At 37.1% G+C, this 18911-nt stretch carries 16 protein-coding genes; 12 read left to right on the plus strand and 4 right to left on the minus strand.

Annotation, left to right across the window (positions count from 1 at the left end):
- Positions 1-3 precede the first annotated feature (3 nt).
- Together F7984_RS02140 and F7984_RS02145 are read right to left on the minus strand one after the other, a co-directional pair.
- Positions 4-999, minus strand: coding sequence for a HAMP domain-containing sensor histidine kinase (locus tag F7984_RS02140; RefSeq protein ID WP_222861906.1), 996 nt, complete (start codon positions 997-999; stop codon positions 4-6).
- A 74-nt stretch (positions 1000-1073) separates the two neighbouring features.
- The gene (locus F7984_RS02145) at positions 1074-1745 is read right to left on the minus strand and encodes a response regulator transcription factor (protein ID WP_139892744.1); all 672 of its coding nucleotides are present in this window, start codon (positions 1743-1745) and stop codon (positions 1074-1076) included.
- A 300-nt stretch (positions 1746-2045) separates the two neighbouring features.
- On the opposite strand from F7984_RS02145, the gene bsh reads away from it, so the two are divergent.
- The 6 genes from bsh (at position 2046) to F7984_RS02175 (ending at position 8230) form a co-directional block, all read left to right on the plus strand.
- Complete coding sequence (bsh, locus tag F7984_RS02150) at positions 2046-3044, plus strand: choloylglycine hydrolase (protein WP_219847598.1); 999 nt, start codon at positions 2046-2048, stop codon at positions 3042-3044.
- 391 nt (positions 3045-3435) lie between these two features.
- Positions 3436-3807 carry a DUF956 family protein gene (locus tag F7984_RS02155; RefSeq protein ID WP_066108374.1) on the plus strand — a complete coding sequence of 124 codons (372 nt, stop codon included), beginning with the start codon at positions 3436-3438 and terminating at the stop codon, positions 3805-3807.
- 435 nt (positions 3808-4242) lie between these two features.
- The gene (locus F7984_RS02160; protein ID WP_066108371.1) at positions 4243-5211 is read left to right on the plus strand and encodes a mannose/fructose/sorbose PTS transporter subunit IIA; all 969 of its coding nucleotides are present in this window, start codon (positions 4243-4245) and stop codon (positions 5209-5211) included.
- Positions 5212-5248: 37 nt separating this feature from the next.
- The gene (locus F7984_RS02165; RefSeq protein ID WP_066108368.1) at positions 5249-6055 is read left to right on the plus strand and encodes a PTS mannose/fructose/sorbose transporter subunit IIC; all 807 of its coding nucleotides are present in this window, start codon (positions 5249-5251) and stop codon (positions 6053-6055) included.
- 18 nt (positions 6056-6073) lie between these two features.
- The gene (locus F7984_RS02170) at positions 6074-6985 is read left to right on the plus strand and encodes a PTS system mannose/fructose/sorbose family transporter subunit IID (RefSeq protein WP_140462143.1); all 912 of its coding nucleotides are present in this window, start codon (positions 6074-6076) and stop codon (positions 6983-6985) included.
- A gap of 228 nt (positions 6986-7213) precedes the next feature.
- Positions 7214-8230, plus strand: a complete 1017-nt coding sequence (locus tag F7984_RS02175; RefSeq protein ID WP_066108362.1) for an oxidoreductase — start codon at positions 7214-7216, stop codon at positions 8228-8230.
- Positions 8231-8351: 121 nt separating this feature from the next.
- Here the strand turns inward: F7984_RS02175 and F7984_RS02180 are convergent, their stop codons facing one another.
- A complete protein-coding gene (locus F7984_RS02180) occupies positions 8352-9380 on the minus strand; it encodes an HD domain-containing protein (RefSeq protein WP_066108359.1) in 1029 nt (342 codons plus the stop codon).
- A gap of 451 nt (positions 9381-9831) precedes the next feature.
- Between F7984_RS02180 and F7984_RS02185 the strand changes: the two genes are divergently transcribed.
- Together F7984_RS02185 and F7984_RS02190 are read left to right on the plus strand one after the other, a co-directional pair.
- Complete coding sequence (locus F7984_RS02185) at positions 9832-10809, plus strand: tRNA dihydrouridine synthase (protein ID WP_066108600.1); 978 nt, start codon at positions 9832-9834, stop codon at positions 10807-10809.
- A 280-nt stretch (positions 10810-11089) separates the two neighbouring features.
- On the plus strand, positions 11090-12751 hold the full coding sequence (locus F7984_RS02190) for a M4 family metallopeptidase (RefSeq protein WP_140462144.1): 1662 nt from the start codon (positions 11090-11092) through the stop codon (positions 12749-12751).
- Between the two features lie 409 nt (positions 12752-13160).
- On the opposite strand, the gene F7984_RS02195 is transcribed toward F7984_RS02190, so the two are convergent.
- Positions 13161-14015 carry a DegV family protein gene (locus tag F7984_RS02195; protein WP_140462145.1) on the minus strand — a complete coding sequence of 285 codons (855 nt, stop codon included), beginning with the start codon at positions 14013-14015 and terminating at the stop codon, positions 13161-13163.
- Between the two features lie 151 nt (positions 14016-14166).
- Between F7984_RS02195 and F7984_RS02200 the strand changes: the two genes are divergently transcribed.
- The 4 genes from F7984_RS02200 to F7984_RS02215 all read left to right on the plus strand — a co-directional run bounded on the left by F7984_RS02200 (position 14167) and on the right by F7984_RS02215 (position 18869).
- A complete protein-coding gene (locus F7984_RS02200) occupies positions 14167-14730 on the plus strand; it encodes a TetR/AcrR family transcriptional regulator (RefSeq protein WP_140462146.1) in 564 nt (187 codons plus the stop codon).
- 403 nt (positions 14731-15133) lie between these two features.
- The gene (locus tag F7984_RS02205; protein ID WP_066108347.1) at positions 15134-15436 is read left to right on the plus strand and encodes a nucleotide pyrophosphohydrolase; all 303 of its coding nucleotides are present in this window, start codon (positions 15134-15136) and stop codon (positions 15434-15436) included.
- Positions 15437-15489: 53 nt separating this feature from the next.
- Positions 15490-17091 carry a DUF2075 domain-containing protein gene (locus tag F7984_RS02210; protein WP_140462147.1) on the plus strand — a complete coding sequence of 534 codons (1602 nt, stop codon included), beginning with the start codon at positions 15490-15492 and terminating at the stop codon, positions 17089-17091.
- A gap of 278 nt (positions 17092-17369) precedes the next feature.
- Entirely contained in the window at positions 17370-18869 is a 1500-nt protein-coding gene (locus tag F7984_RS02215) for a malate:quinone oxidoreductase (RefSeq protein ID WP_140462148.1), read from the plus strand.
- The last annotated feature ends 42 nt before the right edge of the window (positions 18870-18911 follow it).

Raw genomic sequence — 18911 nt, forward strand, 5'->3', positions numbered from 1 at the left:
ATTTTATTTGATGACGCTCTCCCTTAAGTAGACAGTAAACGTACTTCCTTCTCCTAATGTACTTTGTACATGAATATCGCCACCAACTATATCAATCACTTTCTTTACCAAAGCTAGTCCCAAACCGTTTCCCTGCACAGCATGGGAAGTATCCCCCTGATAAAATTTTTCGAAAATATGCTTCCCTGTTTCCGGGCTAATGCCACAACCGCTGTCGCTGACTTCTACAAATGCGGTAAGTCCTTCTTTTTTCACCTTAACACCAACAGCTCCGCCATTATCTGTAAACTTTATCGCATTTGAAAACAGATTGTTCCATACTAGACTTAACAGTTCGGCATCTTCGTGTATGAAAATATCTTCCTCTAGATCGGTTTCAATATTAATGTTCTTACTTGCCCATGACTGTTCATATAGAAGTAAACATTCGCGAATCTGTTCTGTTAAATTATAGTATTTTCTCTCAGGAAAGATTTGTTGATTTTCCAGGCGATTTAATTTCAATATATTTGTAATCAGACCAGATAATCTTCTTGTCTGCTCGGTAATGGCCTTTGCATATTCTACCTTCTGTTTTTCTGAAAGGGAATGTCCCTGAAGCAGTGTTCCATAATTTTGGATAGCCGCAAGGGGAGTCTTAATTTCATGAGAGACATTTGAAATGAAATCTGTTCGGAGAGTTTCTACTCCAGACAACTCTACAGCCAGCTCATTAATCCCTTTGATAATTGCATCGAATTCATTGCTACTTTTTTCATTTCTAATATAGGGAATCTGTGTCTTGAAATTGCCGGACATTATTTCATCCAGACCTGCCTGAATCCGTGCTATTGGTTTTCTTACCATCAAGGTACGGCGAATTTCATCAATCATACTGAAAATAAATGTGAGAATGATAACGTTTAAGAAGGTAATGGGAACAGCAGCTTTCATTTCTTCCGTCGTCAAATCAACCCAATGTAAAAACAGTACCAGATTGCAGGTAACTACAAATGCCATCAGTATAAAAAATATTAGGAATCTCCCAAAATTAAATAAAAACTTTTTCCTATTTCGTTCATCTGTTGTAATTTTCATTTGAGCACCGTTTTATATCCTAATCCATGCACGGTGACAATTTCAAAATCCTTGCACGCAGAAAACTTATCTCTCAATTTTGTAATATAAACATCCACTACACGTGGTCCGGACTGGGATTCGGCATCCCAGAACTCATCCATCAATTGAGTTCTTGTAAATGTTTTCTTTGGGTATGACAACAGCTTATACAATAACTTGAATTCTCTTACTGTCAGATTGATTTCTTCCTCGTTCAAATAAGCTGTATGCTCTTCGATATCAAGCCTCAGCTGGCCAATTTCGATTTTTTTATTGGATGCAATTTTTGCCCTGCGGAGCAATGCTTCCAGTCGAAGGAGTAATTCATCCAAATCTACAGGTTTAACCATGTAATCATCCACACCGGCATGGAATCCTTTTCTTTTTGATTCGAGATCTTCCTTTGCTGTCATAAATAACATAGGGATATCATTGTTCAATTCCCTAACAGACTTAGCAAATTCAAATCCATCAATCCCCGGCATCATTATGTCAGAAATAATTAAATCAAATATATGGTCAGTCATCGCATCATAGGCATCATTGACATTTTGAACACCTTTAGCTTGATAGCCGTTTAGGTTCAAATAAGTACAGACTGTCTGATTTAAATTTTCATTATCTTCTACTACTAATATTTGAAACATATGTATTCTCCTCGTTGTATTTTTGACATTATAGCATGTGATTGTTTACGAAATGTTAACGTATTATTAAAACGTCTAATAGATAAATAAAAGATATGCTATAAGAACCATCAGAAGAAGAAATTGGTCTATTGTTGACTGATACTAATGAGAGCCTAATCTAGAGTCTTTAAACAAAACTGATTCAATAATGATTACGATGTGAACATAGCTTGTATAAAAATTAAAAAATGCAGAAAAATATAGTGGATGATAGATGGTTATTTTTGCATATCTGATCTTTTGTAATATAAAAATGAGGTGACCGATATTTGTACAGGATTAAGTATTCAATCTCAAGAGGGTAAGTGGTTTTTTGGAAGGAATATGGATTTAGCCTATTACTTCAATCAAGCAGTTATGATTATCCCAAGAAATTATCAATATCAAGATAGAGTCTCAGGTAATATGGTAACCAATAAACGCGCTATCATTGGAATGGGGACGGTAATTGATAACCATCCTCTTCTGGCGGATGCTATGAACGAAGTTGGCCTAGCCTGCGCAGGATTAAATTTTGAAGGGTACGCGTACTTTGAGAAAGAACCGATTGAAGGGAAAAATAATATTGCACCCTACGACTTTATACAATGGGTTTTATCAAATCACGAAACAGTAGAAGAAGTTAAACGTGGAATTGAGCATTTAGAACTTGTGGATTGCCCAATCAATGAAAATACACCTGTTTCAATGCTTCACTGGATGGTTACAGATAAGACAGGAAAGGCTATTGTGGTAGAAAAGACAAAAGACCGATTGACTGTACATGACAATCTGATAGGAGTTTTGACCAACAATCCTACCTTTGATTGGCATTTAACTAACTTGAATGAGTATTTACATCTGACACCAATTTCACCAAAAGAAACAAAATGGGGCAAGCAAACATTAAAAGCACTAGGCATTGGAGCTGGAACATTAGGGATACCCGGAGACTTTGCTTCCGTTTCCAGATTTGTAAGGATAGCTTATATTCGTACACATATGCCTAAAATTGAAGGAGATATACATTCTATTACACAATTTTTTCATATGCTGGATTATGTAAAAATGGTTAAAGGAGGGGTCCTTACAGATGATGGGTTAGAGGATGGTACAACCTATTCTTCTTGTATGGATCAAGAAAAAGGTGTTTATTACTATAAAACGTATGAAAATAATCGTATCAATGCGATAGATATGCATAAGGAACAATTAGAGGGGACAAATCTTAAAATCTTTAAATACCTCACAAACCAGGATTTTAATTATCAGAATTAGGTTTACCTAAGAGTTTACATAAGCGAAAAATATTTCGTAACTTATATTAAAAGGCACTCCGTCCTTAGCTAATGGGACGCTGCCTTTTGATTTTTCCAGTATTGGATTTATCAATATGTATAGACTCCGGAAATGCAGGCATTTTCTCGGCAAGTGAGTGAAGGAGTTGAGCAGATATTGTCTTCGGATTGAAAGGATCTTCATTAAGTTGATTAATATCTTTCATTATTCTAGGTAAGCTCAGTTAGTAGTAATATCCACTGGCAAGCATCTACTTGTTTAGTATTATCTATGATGCTGGTTTTTCTATGTTTATTAACTCTATTCACTTAAAGTGAGAAAATGCGTATAATAATGAATATTAAAAGAGAGAAATGGAGTAGTATATCAAATGGTTCAATCAATCAATACAAAAGTCGAGTTAGTTATTGATGCGACCTCACATAACGGGCTTCCTGAATACGGAAAAATTATGATTGGTGACAAAGGATTTGAATTCTTTAATGAACGTGATGCTCGTAAATTTATTCAAATTCCTTGGGAGGAAGTTGATTATGTGATTGCTTCTATCATGTTTAAAGGGAAATGGATTCCGCGTTATGCTATTCAAACTAAACGAAATGGGACATTTACATTCTCCTCGAAGGATTCAAAAAAAGTTTTGCGAGTCATTCGTGAACATGTTGATCCCGCTCATATGGTGCAATCATTAAGTTTCTTTGATGTGGTCAAACGCGGTATGAGTAGTATATTTAAAAAGTAATAGTTTTAAAAAAAGATAAGTTAGTACTTGTCTTTTTTTTGTCAAAAAAAAACAAAAATTGCACGGTATGTAAATGTCCTTGGCAAAGAGGCTTTGGACATAGAAAATTTTAATCCTGCTTGAAAGCGGATTATATAGCGTGCTATAATCACTAAGAAAGTTTATTGAAATTTTCGAAAAGCTAGTCTAAATAACCATCTCCTTTATTTTTTACGCGATACTACTTCGATTAGATGTAAGTAAAAAGTATTGATTGATGAAGAGAAAAAGGGGAGTCTTTGTACCTATAACTTCATTTAATCACTTTTTTTTATGTCTTTTTTTGTCGAATATAGTCGTTTTCAGATGGTTGGAAAACACATCTATAGAAATATAGAAATAGACGTGTTTTACCGTATTAGTTTGCTTGTAACAATAATAATAGGAGGTAAAAAGATGGTAGGGATTATCATTGCTAGTCATGGTGAATTTGCGAATGGTCTCTTGCAATCTGGAGAAATGATCTTCGGAGTACAAGAAAATGTAAAAGCTGTTACATTGATGCCGAGCGAAGGACCTGATGATGTAAAGGCAAAAATGAAAGAAGCAATTGCCTCTTTCGATAACCAAGATGAAGTCTTATTCTTAGTCGATCTTTGGGGTGGTACTCCTTTCAACCAAGCCAATAGCTTGCTTGAAGATCACCAAGACAAATGGGCAATCGTTGCTGGTATGAACTTGCCAATGTTGATTGAAGCTTTTGCATCTCGTTTTTCAATGAACAAAGCACATGAAATTGCCGCTCATATTTTGGGCACTGCTAAAGAAGGAGTTAAAGTTAAACCAGAAGAGTTAGAACCCGTTACAGAGGTTAAACCTGCTGATAAACCGTCAACTGCAGGTGCGCCTGGTAAATTTGAGTACGTGTTAGCTCGCATCGACTCTCGTTTGCTTCACGGACAAGTAGCGACTGGTTGGACTAAAGCAACAAATCCTACTCGTATCATTGTTGTATCTGATACAGTAGCTAAGGACGATCTTCGTAAGAAATTAATCCAACAAGCTGCTCCACCAGGTGTAAGGGCACATGTTGTTCCTGTACATAAAATGATTGAACTTGCAAAAGATGATCAACACTTTGGCGGTCAGCGCGCATTGCTTCTTTTCGAAAACCCGCAGGATGCACTTAGGGCGGTTGAAGGTGGCGTTCCATTAGAGACAATCAATGTTGGTTCTATGGCACACTCACCTGGTAAAGTTCAACCGAATAAGGTATTGGCATTCAATCAAGAGGATATTGAGGCTTTTGCTAGTTTAAAAGAGCGTGGTTTGAAATTTGATGTACGTAAAGTTCCGAACGATTCAAAAGGCAACATGGACGAGATTATCAAGAAGGCTCAAGAAGAGTTAAACAAACAAAAATAATCATGATTATCACGAAAAAAAGGGAGGATAAATCATTATGGATTTGACTATTATTCAAATAATATTAGTCCTTTTCGTAGCATTCTTAGCCGGTGTAGAAGGAATTTTGGATGAATTCCATTTCCATCAGCCAATTATTGCATGTACGTTAATCGGCTTAGTTACAGGAGAACTTGTACCTTGTCTTATCTTAGGCGGTACGCTTCAAATGATTGCTTTAGGATGGGCAAATATTGGAGCAGCCGTAGCACCGGATGCTGCGTTAGCATCAGTTGCATCTGCTATTATTTTAGTTTTAAGTGGACAAGGTCAAGATGGAGTATCTTCTGCAATCGCGATTGCAGTTCCGCTTGCAGTTGCTGGCCTTTTATTAACAATTATCTGTCGTACGATTGCGACTGCATTTGTTCACTTTATGGATGCTGCAGCTGCAGAAGGAAATATCAGAGTAGTAGAATTTTGGCACATTGCTGCAATCTGTATGCAAGGATTACGTATTGCAATCCCAGCTGGATTAATTTTAGCCATTGGTGCAGGTCCGGTTCGTAGCTTGCTTGAATCTATGCCAATGTGGCTGACAAATGGTTTAGCTATCGGTGGTGGAATGGTTGTAGCTGTTGGTTATGCAATGGTTATTAATATGATGGCTACAAAAGAAGTATGGCCATTCTTTGCAATTGGATTCGTATTAGCAACTGTTACAGAAATTACACTTATTGGTTTAGGTGCTATCGGTGTGGCTCTAGCACTCATCTATTTAGCTCTTTCTAAACAAGGCGGTTCAGGTAATGGCGGAAATGGTAATACAGGTGATCCAATAGGCGCTATTATTGATAATTACTAAGAAGGAGGAGGACAGAAAGTGGAAAAAGAATTGAGATTATCGAAAAAAGATCGTATTTCTGTTTGGTGGCGTTCAACCTTCATTCAAGGTTCTTGGAACTATGAACGAATGCAAAACGGTGGTTGGGCGTATGCAATGATTCCAGCTATTAAAAGATTATATAAAACAAAAGAAGACCGCTCTGCTGCACTAAAACGTCACTTAGAGTTCTTTAACACTCATCCATATGTAGCTTCACCTATACTCGGGGTAACTTTAGCGCTTGAGGAAGAACGTGCAAATGGTGCACCGGTTGATGACGTAGCTATTCAAGGTGTTAAAGTTGGTATGATGGGACCTTTAGCGGGTATCGGAGATCCAGTTTTCTGGTTCACGGTTAAGCCAATCCTTGGTGCGTTAGCAGCTTCTCTTGCCATGACTGGTAATATACTTGGACCGATTCTTTACTTCGTTTTATGGAATCTTATTCGTATGGGATTCACTTGGTATACACAGGAATTTGGTTACAAAGCAGGATCTAAAATTACAGATGACTTATCTGGCGGGTTACTTCGAGATATTACTAAAGGTGCATCGATACTCGGGATGTTTATCCTTGGTGCATTAGTTAACCGTTGGGTTTCTGTTAAGTTTACGCCAACTGTATCTACCGTTCAGCTTGATGAAGGTGCCTATATTGATTGGGATAAGTTACCTGCAGGAGCAGAGGGAATTAAAACAGCGTTGGAACAACAAGCTGCTGGTCTATCATTAAGTGATGTTAAAGTAACAACTCTACAACAAAATTTAGATAGTTTAATCCCAGGCTTATCTGGATTGCTATTAACACTTCTTTGTATGTGGCTGCTTAGGAAGAAAGTATCACCAATCGTAATGATCCTTGGATTGTTCGTCGTTGGTGTTGTCTTCCATGTATTAGGCATCATGTAAAAATAAATTTATAAAGCTTGTTCAGACTTATACAAAGATAGATTATAAGACTGTTAAACAAATAGGGAAGCACCTCCTGAAATTGAGCGAATCATTTTCAGGGGGTGCTCTTTATATACCGCCAGAAACTTGATCATTACTACTATATACATATCAATGGAAACCATTTTGAATTAAACTATTGCTTAATAGAAGAAAAAGTATAAATTTATATTTTAGGAGGCTGCCATGCTTACAATTGGCTATATTGGAAATGGGAAAAGCACGAACAGATACCATTTACCGTTCGTCCTGCAAAGAAAGAATATAAAGGTAAAGACAATTTATCAAAGGAATCCTAAACATGAAAGCTGGGATCGGATTCCAGGGGTCACTTATACATCTGACTTAGATCAACTGTTAAATGATAAAGATATACAACTCATTGTAGTTTGTACAAAACATGACAGTCATTATGAATACGCCAAATTGGTATTAGAACATAATAAACATTGTTTAGTTGAGAAGCCTTTTATGGAAACCTCCGAGCAGGCAAAAGAAATATTTGCAATCGCGCGTGAGAAGGGACTAATTGTTCAAGCTTACCAAAACAGACGCTTTGATAGTGATTTTTTAACTGTTCAAAAGGTTATCGAAGAAGGGAAGCTAGGAGAACTGCTGGAAGTAGAAATGCATTTTGACTATTTCCGCCCCGAAGTACCAGAATCCACTACTACTTTCGATCCTGCTATGTCATTTTTATATGGACATGCATGCCATACATTGGATCAGGTTATCAGCTATTTCGGCAAGCCGGATCACATCCACTATGATGTTAGGCAATTATTGGGGCAAGGCAAAATGAATGATTATTTTGATTTAGATCTATATTATGCTGAATTGAAGGTTACTGTAAAATCCAGTTATTTTAGAATTAAAGAAAGGCCTAGCTTTGTAGTTTACGGTAAAAAGGGATGCTTTGTGAAAGCAACGAAGGACCGCCAGGAAGAACACCTAAAATTATTTTACATGCCGGATAACAAGGATTTTGGAGTAGATACGCTAGAACATTATGGTGTACTGACATATGTTGATGAAGAAGGTACCATCCATGAAGAAAAAGTGAAATCCATCAATGGTGATTATGGGTTAGTGTATGATGATTTATATGAAGCCATTATGAATGGTAAAGATAAAACTATTACAGATGAACAGACACTGCTGCAAATGGAAATATTAGAAACTGGCATTAAGAATTTAAAATAAAATAAAATAAAATTAAATGATAGAGACAGCCCCCAATACGGCACACTATGCATGGTATTGAGGGCTGTCCACTTTTTTAGGAAAACACAGTTGTATGTGATGCTAACCAGCCTCACATATCTTATTGATCTTTTTGCTCGTAGAGAGCCAGAAATGCACATTCTATTGCGCGCAAAGTATGGGCTGGAATTCCGCCGCCCATATTATTCCACAGATCAGCGAATAGTCTAGGACTATGACCTTCACGCAGTAGCTTTTTGGCGTATAAGACTATCATATTCGGATCGCGTTGATGACGTAGCAAGCACATCGGAGACGGATAGTCTTCACGAAGTCTATTTTCCATCTCAAGAGCTTCTCTTTTCGAAATGGCAGTCAGTGTCGGTTGAATTTTTTCCCACTCATCGAGCATAATGGGTATCCATTGGCAATTGTCCTCATGGTAGAAGTAAGTCTCCTGACCATTGGTCTGATAAATAATTTCTGCACCTTCGTTAAATTCACGATAATAGGTTACGAAAATATCCGTATACAGATTGGAAATTTCCCAATACATATCATATTCATGCAGGGGTGCAAATGCATCAATTAGCCTACTGTAATACCAGCTCTGCTGCTCTTTTCCACGGTTGAACCTGGTCCATAGTTCGTCTCCGCATTCAATATAGTCTGCTTTAATACTGCGGAGATTGGATAGTTTGTCCGCGCAGGCAAGTAAGAGCTCTTCAAAGCTAGCTGACTCTGTCATGTAGTCGATGGTATGCTGCTTTCGCTCTTCCCAGCTGCGTGACTTGTCCTCGCTGTTTGACTGAATAAGGGATAAAACTAAAGGACCAAACTCGTTTTCAATTGCATCAGAAGTCTCGTCTGTATCTTCCAGAACGTCATGTAGCAGGCCTGCAATAATCAGCGCAGTATTACAGCCGGCAGAGGTTAGAATCTGGGCAACCTCGAATGGATGAGAAATATACGGAATATCGGTTCCTTTACGAGTCTGTCCTTGATGTGCTTTCGTTGCAAAGAGAATTGCTCGATGCAGGATGGCATTTCCGAACCACGTATTTGGCGTATATAGTGTACACTCTTCATCTGCCTTTTCGACTTCAGGTATCTTTTTAACCTTAGATGAATCTATCCTCTTTTCCGTCATTGAGTTTCCCTCCTTCATTTCTTTTCCTCTTATAGTTAGGGATATATTATATAAAAATAATTATAACATCTATAAGCTAAGACTGATGAGGAAGACAATCAAGTGAAATATCGTCTATTTGATTTCTTCTGTTCCATTCCATTAATATATTGGTTCTCTTACTAGGAATTATTCAGATTAGCAATTCAATATCTTAGTAAAATAATTTGGAAATAAGTAAGTAATGAATATGAACATGGATGATGTACTTTACCATTGACCAGACTGGACCTAATTTTCCTGGTTTTCTTTGTACTTTTTGTTCATAATAAGGGATAATATGTTCAAAATTTCTATAGTTTGATAAAAAGTGCCCAAGCATGCTATAAGTGTAAAAGAAGATTATTTCTGTTTAGTTTTGGGATAGATTTTTATATGATATCCCATTTAATGAGAGGATTGGAATTTGAATATGAAAGAAAATTTTTGGCGTGATCTACCACGACCTTTTTTTGTACTGGCACCAATGGAAGATGTGACGGATGTTGTTTTTCGTCATGTCGTGAGTGAAGCTGGGAGACCTGATGTGTTTTTTACAGAGTTTACAAATTCGGAAAGCTATTGTCACCCTCAGGGAAAAGAGAGTGTGCGTGGACGTTTAGCCTATACAGAGGATGAACAACCGTTGGTAGCCCATATTTGGGGTGACAGGCCTGAAAACTTCCGAAAAATGAGTATTGGTATGGCGGAGTTAGGGTTTAAAGGCATAGATATCAATATGGGATGTCCCGTACCTAATGTAGCTGACAATGGGAAGGGAAGTGGTCTGATCTGCCGTCCCGAAGTTGCAGCCGATTTAATACAAGCAGCTAAAGCTGGGGGATTGCCGGTAAGTGTGAAGACGCGGCTTGGTTTCGCGGATATAGACGAATGGCGTGATTGGCTGACACATATATTGAAGCAAGACATTGCTAATCTTTCTATTCATTTGCGTACAAGAGATGAAATGAGTAAAGTAGATGCTCATTGGGAGCTTATTCCGGAGATTAAGAAACTTCGTGATCAGGTCGCACCCGATACACTTTTAACGATCAATGGAGATATCCTTGACCGTGAAATGGGATTGAAACTGGCTGAACAATACGGTGTAGATGGGATTATGATTGGGCGTGGTATTTTCAAAAATCCATTTGCCTTTGAGCATGAGCCAAAGGAACATAGCAGTAAGGAATTGCTGGATCTCTTGAGGCTGCATTTAGATCTCCATGATAAATATTTAGAAGTAGTAGCTCGCAAGTATACACATCTTCATCGTTTCTTTAAAATCTATGTCCGTGGATTCCATGGGGCTGGTGAATTAAGAAATGAGTTGATGAATACGAAGTCCTCAGATGAAGCGCGTGCATTGATCGATAAATTTGAAGAGCTTAATGGGATGGACGAAAAGTAAGAAGCAATCGAATGAGAAAATTGTTGCTACTTCTCTATAGTAGAACGGATTTCAAATCTGTATGGTATGTTATGAAGTAATCCTAATCTTAAAATAACCCTTGGAACTGCGTGTTTTCCGCATGTCTAAGGGTTTTTCCTTTAGAATAATCTATTGCTGCTTCTAGTATTGTAGGATTAACTATCTATCGATTTAAATATTTTAATAATTCAAATTATTCATGATATTATTCTTCCTCCGATTTATAATGAATAAAATAGGGTTTAGTGGAGGGAATACATTGAAGAAAAAATTGATAGTACCAGTACTTTTAACATCCGCTATATTAGTAGGCTCGATTCCGGCCGGAAGTGTAATTGCACAGCCAGTTAATTCGAAAGCAGTTAGTAAGGAGTGGAATGAGAGGGCTAGCGTTCCTTTATTCGTGAAGGAGCGGTCTGCTGAAAAATACTCTTCTAGTACCCCTTCCAATGCTTTGAATTATTTGAAGAATAGTCAAGGAAAGACTGGAATCAGTAATCCGGAGAAAAACTTGAAGGTGAAAGATGTACAAAAGGATGAACTGGGCATGACGCATATCCGCTTTAATCAGACGGTAAATGGAGTAAATGTTGAAGGTTCAGACATTATCGTTCATTTTAATAAGGATAATGAAGTTGAATCCGTTAATGGTAGGATGAATCAGACACTTAGTGAATCAAAAGTGAATACAGCTGTCTCTTTAAGCAGTGAAAGAGCAGTAAAAGAAGCCTTATCCTCTGTTAAAGCCCCTGAAGAGCTGACATATGAACCTACTACTGAATTGGTTGTCTATCCTTTTAAAGGAGAAAACCATACAGTCTATAAAGTAAATGTTAACTTTATGGGTGTGGAACCTGGAAACTGGTTTGTCTTTGTAGATGCACAAACGGGTGAGATAATTGATCAGTATAATGCCATCATGCATGCCGCTGAAAGAAAAACACAAAAAGGTACAGGAATCGGTGTGCATGGAGAACGCAGAGAATTACACATTACCCGTGTAAAGGAAGCGAATTCTGGTACTAAGTTTTCTTTAGCGGATTATGCTCATGCTAACCTTGGTGGAATTGAAACATACGATGCCAAAAACGATAACACTTCCAGTAATGATACGCTTTATGTAGGGAATTCAGCTTCATTTATCAAAGACTACGATCGTGCTGCTGTCGATGCGCACTATAATTCCGAAAAAGTATACGAGTATTTTCTAAACAAGCATGGCCGTAATTCTCTAGATGGAGAGGGAATGGCAATTATATCTAAAGTCCACTATGGTACCAATTATAATAATGCTTCCTGGAACGGACGTTGGATGACCTACGGTGATGGAGATGGAGAGTTTATGATTTCTCTGGCAGCAGGTCTTGATGTAGCTGCTCATGAAATGACCCATGGTGTAATTTCTCACTCAGCTAATCTGGTTTACCGGAATCAATCAGGAGCACTAAACGAGTCTTTTGCTGACGTGTTTGGTGTACTAGTTGATGATGGTGACTGGGAAATGGGAGAGGATATTATGGCACCAGCTGCCAAAGCTGAAGGGGTGACGGTATTGCGCAGTTTAAGTAATCCTAACAGTGTAATCGTCAGCAACGAGCAAAGAAGAGAATATAGCACAAATGGTGGTGTCTATCCAGACCATATGGATGAGTTTTATCATATGCCGACTTCCGTAGATGGCGGTGGTGTCCATGTTAATTCATCTATTACAAACCATGCTGCATACCTGATCGGTCAAGAACTTGGAAGAGAAAAATTGGGGAAAATCTACTATCGAGCTTTAACGGTTTATTTAACCTCTAATTCCAATTTTAGCGATGCTCGGAACGCAATTGTGCAGTCTGCTATTGATTTGTATGGTGAAGGCAGCGAGGAAGAGGCGGCCGTACAATCTGGTTTTGATGCGGTGGGAATCTATTAATTCATCCAGATGACTTGAAGGAAGGTTAGTTTATATTTATTTGCTCCCTTAGACGATGAGTTTAAGGGATTTTTTATGTGCATATATAAACTATTAGCGATCTAGAGTAGGAAATTTCTACATTAAAAAGAGGCTGGGACATAACTAAATTTACTATGTCTAAAACCGAATGATGTATTTGATTTTTATTAATCTAAATAGAAAAAGCCGAACTATTATTAATAATTGATGTTAACACTGCATTATATAATAGTTCGGCTTTTATAGATGCTGGAGACCTTTTGTCCCAATCTCTTTTCGTCTCTTATTGAGGCAATAATATCAATGTCTGATACTCTAATTGGCTCATTGAGTTTAGTTAGGTGATAATCTCCTGTCGCCCAGTCGGAGATATCCTTTCTATTCTCATTTATTGTTTTATATAAGCAAGTCCTAGACACCCTGGACCGGTATGGCTGCCAATGGATGGGCCGATTTCGGTGATGAATACTTGCGCGAAGGATTGTTCTAATTCAAGATCAGCTTTTAAGGATAATGCATGATCAAGATTATTAGAGTGTAAAATACAAATCATTTCTCTCTCAACATTTGAAGCTAGGAATCTTTCTTTGATTTGCTTGGTTGCACCGGATGTTTTTCGAGCTTTGCAGACAGATTCAATGACTCCATTATCTGTAACAGAAAGGATTGGCTTGATTCCGATTAGTCCACCAATCTTCGCAATAGCCGGATTTAGTCTGCCACCTCTGGCTAAGTATTGTAAGTCATTCACGTAAAATTCCACGTGGAAGGATTGTTTGTTTTCTTCCAGATATTCAACAATTTGGTCGTAGGAATACTTCTCATCTCTCATCATGCAAGCTTTAACCACTAACATACCCATAGCCATAGAACCGGTCAAGGAATCGATTACGGCGATGCGACTTTCCGGATATGAATCTAGTAATTCCAGACTTGCCAATCTAATATTATTAAACGTGCAGCTTAATGCGCTGGAAAGAGTTACACAAATGATATCATTTCCTTTTTCCAATTCTTCTTTTAATACTTGAATTGCGGCTGAAGGAGAGCTGGCACTGGTCTTGGCAACCTCGCCATTTGCTAATCTATTATAAAACTCCGTAATTTCCATTTTACGTTCGGAACCGTACTCTATTTGATCCTCAAACTGAAAATGAAGAGGAATTAATTTTATTCCATATTTTTCGATTACCTCTGCTGGGATATCGCAACTTCCATCGGTAATAATTGATATATTCTTCATGAAAACCTCCGTTAGTTATTAAACACTGTGTTGTATAAAATTTGTTATCATTGTATAATGTTGCCCCGGAAGCATCAATCATCAATTTTAATCAGAATGAAAGTTATTAAACAGAATGGGACGATTTGTTTAAGAATAGGAGTCAGAATGGATGGAAGATCGCAGAATAAGATATACCAAAAAAGTAATTAAAGACACATTTATTGAATTGTTAGAACAAAAGCCAATCAATAAAATTACCGTAACCGAGCTATGTGCAAAGTCTGAAATCAATCGGGCTACCTTTTATCGGTACTATGAGGATGTATATGATTTGATGGAGAAGCTAAAGAGTCAATATGTGGATGAACTGAAGGCAGCTATCTCCATTTCAAAGGACGACTACACGATCTCGGGATTTACAAGTGAAATTCTTGAGGTGATTCTAAGAAATAAGGAACTGAGCAGAATTCTCTTTACTTTGAAGAACGGAAAAGACTTTCTTGATGATGTGTTAGATATTGCCCATATGAAATGTATAGAAAAGTGGAATCGTTACGGGAAAAATGTACCGCAAACACAAGTGGGGTATCTATCAACGTTCATAACTGCTGGGACAATAGGTATCCTGAATGAATGGATTCAAAATGATTACAAGGAGTCTCCCTCAGAGATTGCCAATCTGATTGAAAATATAAGTCACTACGGTCTGGCGAAGATTATTTATGGGAAGTAAGTAAAGATACCTGAATCAAAAAAAGTAAAAGATATTCTACTGGCCCTAAATTTTTTCATAGAGCTTTTTTTCGTAATATAGGGTCTTTTCCTTATGCAATAAATAGGAGAAACCAGTATCTTGTTAACTTTACTGCGCATTTGTTTAAAACAATCAATTTCCTATGATGAATAAATTAGGCGGATAAAAGCAGTGGATAATTGTAAAGTTAGTAAATTAAGGAAAGTGAAGGGCAGGCTTAGAAATCAATAGCGAATCAACAAAGCCTTCCTTTCAATAGTGTATTTACTCTATTTCTAACTAGTTCTTAACCGAAAACTCTACTGGATAATGTTTTTATATATTTTATATTAAAAATGGTAAAGTAGAATATATCGAATAAAAGACTAGGTGGTAATAAAAAATGAAAGAAGTCATACAAAAGGTTTTAGAGTTCAGGGATGAGCGGAATTGGGGACAATATCATAATGAGAAAGATTTAGCGATTTCGATTTCATTGGAAGCGAATGAATTATTGGAGAATTTCCAGTGGAGAGATAGCGAAGAGGCAGCGGCTGATTCAATAGACAATATAAAAGAAGAAATGGCCGATGTATTTATCTATCTCTTGCAGTTAGCGGATAAATTGGATATCAATCTGGAAGAGGAAGCACTCAAGAAACTGAAGAAGAACGCCATAAAATACCCGGCTCCGGCAAAGAAATAGTCATATTATGAATCATATTCAGCTTACAATCATGTGTGATGTGGAGGTGCGGTATGAGTACAAGTACAGTAAAAATACAGACACTGCCTTTTAACAAGGCATCAATAAATCGCCTGAGCGGGTATTATATTGATTATCCTGTCGTGTATTTTCTGAACAATGAAACTACGGTCTATATAGGCGAAACAGTGGCAGTCAAAAATCGGATGAGGGACCATCTGAATAATAATGAACGAAAATCATTAAGTAAGATGTCCTTAATTATCCATAATAAATTTAATCGTTCTGCTACATATAATATAGAAACGAAGCTAATCAATTATTTCTTGGCGGATGAGCGTTATAAGCTGCAGAACAAGAGTCAAACTGCAAAGAATGTAATGCATAATTATTATGAAAAACAATACTATGACGAACAAATTTTTGATGAAATTTGGACTGAACTTTTAAAAAGAAAAATTGTCGATCATTCAGCACAAGCAATTGAAAATAAAGATATCTTTAAGTTATCCCCCTTTAAGGTATGCAAAGAACATATAAAGGATGAAAAACCGTTTGTTTTTCTTATTAAAGGGGAAGCGGGTGTCGGAAAGAGTGTTGTCTTAAGTTCGGTTTTTAATAAAATACAAGAGCTCGCCAAGGAAAAAGATAACGATTTATCCAAAACTGAAAACTATTTATTAGTTAATCATTCTGAGATGTTAAAGACCTATAGAAAAATAGCTGGAAATGTTAAAGTACTTTCTAAAAAGAATTTTGAAAAGCCGACAACATTTATCAACAAGCGAAAGAAATTGGGGAAAAAGGCTGATATCGTTCTAGTAGATGAAGCTCATTTATTGTTAACAAAACCTGATAGTTACAATAATTTCAATGAAGAAAATCAATTGGAAGAGATCATTAGACATAGCAAGGTAGCCATTATCGTCTATGATGACAAGCAAGTCTTGAAAATGAAAAGTTACTGGGACGAAGAAAAGCTATACTCAATCACAAAGAGCTGTAATACAGGGAATTATGTACTGACAAATCAATTTCGAATGCGTGCCTCCGATAATATGGTCAATTGGATTAATTATTTTGTGGAAAAGAAAATTACACCGATGCCGATTGAAGACGCATATGATTTTCGGATTTTCGAATCGGCAGCAGAAATGTATAAAGTAATCCAAGAGCAGAATAACAAATTTGGTTTGGCGAGAATTGTGTCCACCTTCGATTATATACATAAGAAAGATGGACAAACCTATTATGTGGAAGAGGATGGTTTTAAACTTCCATGGAATAATGATTATGGAAATCATACATGGGCAGAAGAAGCAAATACCATAAAGGAAGTAGGATCCATTTATACAATTCAGGGCTTTGACTTAAATTATGTTGGGGTTATTCTAGGTCCATCAATCGGCTATGATAAGGAAACAGATATGTTAAAAATCATTCCTGAAAACTATAAGGATACAGAGGCCTTTAGGGGAAGGAATGAGTATAAAAACAGTGAAGAAATTATGGAAAGAATTATTTTAAATTCACTTAACATACTGATGAAGAGGGGCATACATGGCCTGTACATATATGCACATGATCCGGAATTAAGGGACAGATTGTTAAAACTTCAAGAAAATAGATTTCCTAGGCAGGACACAAGAAGCTGATTTCATTATAAGAGGCAAAACCCTTAACCAATCTGAATAAGGGTATAAGGTGTTTTGTCTGCCTCTCTTTAAATAAAAGCTTCCATCTTCATTAAAAACGACAAATAGTTTATAATTATCTGTAAATAGTAGAAATTTTAGTCGAAGAATCATTATAATGGTATGAGATATGGTAAAAAATGAGATGAAAGGGTTTCTTAAGTAGAGCCTTTCTTTTTGCTTTGTTTAAACAGGAGAGCTTGCTCTTTTTTACAAATTAGGGGATGAGGATGGTTATAATGAGCAACATGCAGAAGAAAACAGACGTTATCTTAATTGGTGCCGGGATTATGAGCGCGACATTGGGGGCAATACTTAAAGAGTTAGCACCTGAATGGAACATCAAAGTATTTGAAAAACTTGCAAGTGCAGGGGAAGAAAGCTCAAATGAATGGAATAATGCAGGGACGGGTCATTCTGCACTGTGTGAGCTTAACTATACATCTGAAAAAGCTGATGGATCTTTAGATATTAGCAAGGCTATCAATATTAATGAGCAGTTTCAGCAATCGAAGCAGTTTTGGTCATATTTGGTTAACAGCAATTTGATTCAAAATCCACAGGATTTTATCATGCCAATTCCTCATATAAGTTTAGTGCAGGGAGAGGATAATATAACTTTTTTGAAAAAGCGTTTTAAAGCGCTTTCTAAAAATCCTTTGTTTGAAGGAATGGAATTTACAGAGAATCCAGAGAAACTAGAAGAATGGATTCCTCTTATAATGGAGGGACGCTCAACGGATGAACCGATTGCAGCCACAAAAATTGATTCAGGAACCGATGTTAACTTCGGTGCGTTAACACGTATGCTGTTTGAACATTTACATAGTAGCGGTGTAGAAGTCAATTATAGTCATAGTGTAGAAGATATTAAACGTACCACTGATGGTCTATGGCAGGTGAAGGTGCATGATTTAGAAGATGGTAAACTTGAGTACCATACGGCACATTTCGTCTTTATCGGTGGAGGAGGCGGAAGTCTCCCTTTACTTCAAAAAACAGGCATTCCGGAGTCCAAGCATATCGGAGGTTTCCCTGTAAGCGGACTGTTTATGGTTTGTAACAATCCGGAAATCGCTGAAAAGCATTATGCAAAAGTATACGGAAAGGCTAAGGTTGGTGCACCACCAATGTCTGTTCCTCATTTAGACACACGATATATCGATAATAAGAAAACGTTATTATTTGGGCCATTTGCCGGTTTTTCGCCCAAGTTCTTAAAAACTGGTTCCAACTTTGATTTATTTGGGTCCGTAAAACCGAATAATGTTATTACGATGCTGGCGGCGGGAGTTAAAGAAATGGCATTGACTAAATATTTGGTTCAGCAAGTCATGCTATCGAATGAGAAGCGTATGGAGGAATTACGTGAATTTATTCCAAACGCCAACAGCGAAGATTGGCATACAGTTGTGGCAGGCCAACGTGTGCAAGTAATCAAAGATACAGAAAAAGGAAAGGGAACACTTCAATTTGGTACAGAAGTGGTCAGTGCTGAAGATGGTTCGGTTGCTGCATTGCTCGGAGCCTCTCCTGGAGCCTCTACTGCTGTTCACGTTATGCTTAAAGTATTGGATAAATGTTTCCCTCAAAATATGAAGGAGTGGGAACCTAAAATAAAAGAAATGATTCCATCTTATGGTCTATCTTTAATGGAAAATCCTGATCTTTTCAAAGAAATTAATCAATCAACTACAGAAACACTGGGACTTTGTACAAAAGAAATGATCTGTAACTAAGCATAGCTTAATTATAAATAAGGGCAACTCACTATACTAAGC

This window comes from Pradoshia sp. D12 (assembly GCF_008935075.1).
In the GTDB taxonomy this organism is placed as follows: Bacteria; Bacillota; Bacilli; order Bacillales; family Pradoshiaceae; genus Pradoshia.

Excerpts from the sequence above, each read along its gene's own strand:
- F7984_RS02165 (WP_066108368.1), top strand. The coding sequence starts at position 5,249 with ATGGATTTGACTATTATTCAAATAATATTAGTCCTTTTCGTAGCATTC.
- F7984_RS02205 (WP_066108347.1), top strand. The coding sequence starts at position 15,134 with ATGAAAGAAGTCATACAAAAGGTTTTAGAGTTCAGGGATGAGCGGAAT.
- F7984_RS02140 (WP_222861906.1), bottom strand. The coding sequence starts at position 999 with ATGGCATTTGTAGTTACCTGCAATCTGGTACTGTTTTTACATTGGGTT.
- F7984_RS02155 (WP_066108374.1), top strand. The coding sequence starts at position 3,436 with ATGGTTCAATCAATCAATACAAAAGTCGAGTTAGTTATTGATGCGACC.
- F7984_RS02195 (WP_140462145.1), bottom strand. The coding sequence starts at position 14,015 with ATGAAGAATATATCAATTATTACCGATGGAAGTTGCGATATCCCAGCA.
- F7984_RS02200 (WP_140462146.1), top strand. The coding sequence starts at position 14,167 with ATGGAAGATCGCAGAATAAGATATACCAAAAAAGTAATTAAAGACACA.
- F7984_RS02160 (WP_066108371.1), top strand. The coding sequence starts at position 4,243 with ATGGTAGGGATTATCATTGCTAGTCATGGTGAATTTGCGAATGGTCTC.
- F7984_RS02180 (WP_066108359.1), bottom strand. The coding sequence starts at position 9,380 with ATGACGGAAAAGAGGATAGATTCATCTAAGGTTAAAAAGATACCTGAA.
- F7984_RS02175 (WP_066108362.1), top strand. The coding sequence starts at position 7,214 with ATGCTTACAATTGGCTATATTGGAAATGGGAAAAGCACGAACAGATAC.
- F7984_RS02145 (WP_139892744.1), bottom strand. The coding sequence starts at position 1,745 with ATGTTTCAAATATTAGTAGTAGAAGATAATGAAAATTTAAATCAGACA.
- F7984_RS02215 (WP_140462148.1), top strand. The coding sequence starts at position 17,370 with ATGAGCAACATGCAGAAGAAAACAGACGTTATCTTAATTGGTGCCGGG.
- F7984_RS02210 (WP_140462147.1), top strand. The coding sequence starts at position 15,490 with ATGAGTACAAGTACAGTAAAAATACAGACACTGCCTTTTAACAAGGCA.
- F7984_RS02185 (WP_066108600.1), top strand. The coding sequence starts at position 9,832 with ATGAAAGAAAATTTTTGGCGTGATCTACCACGACCTTTTTTTGTACTG.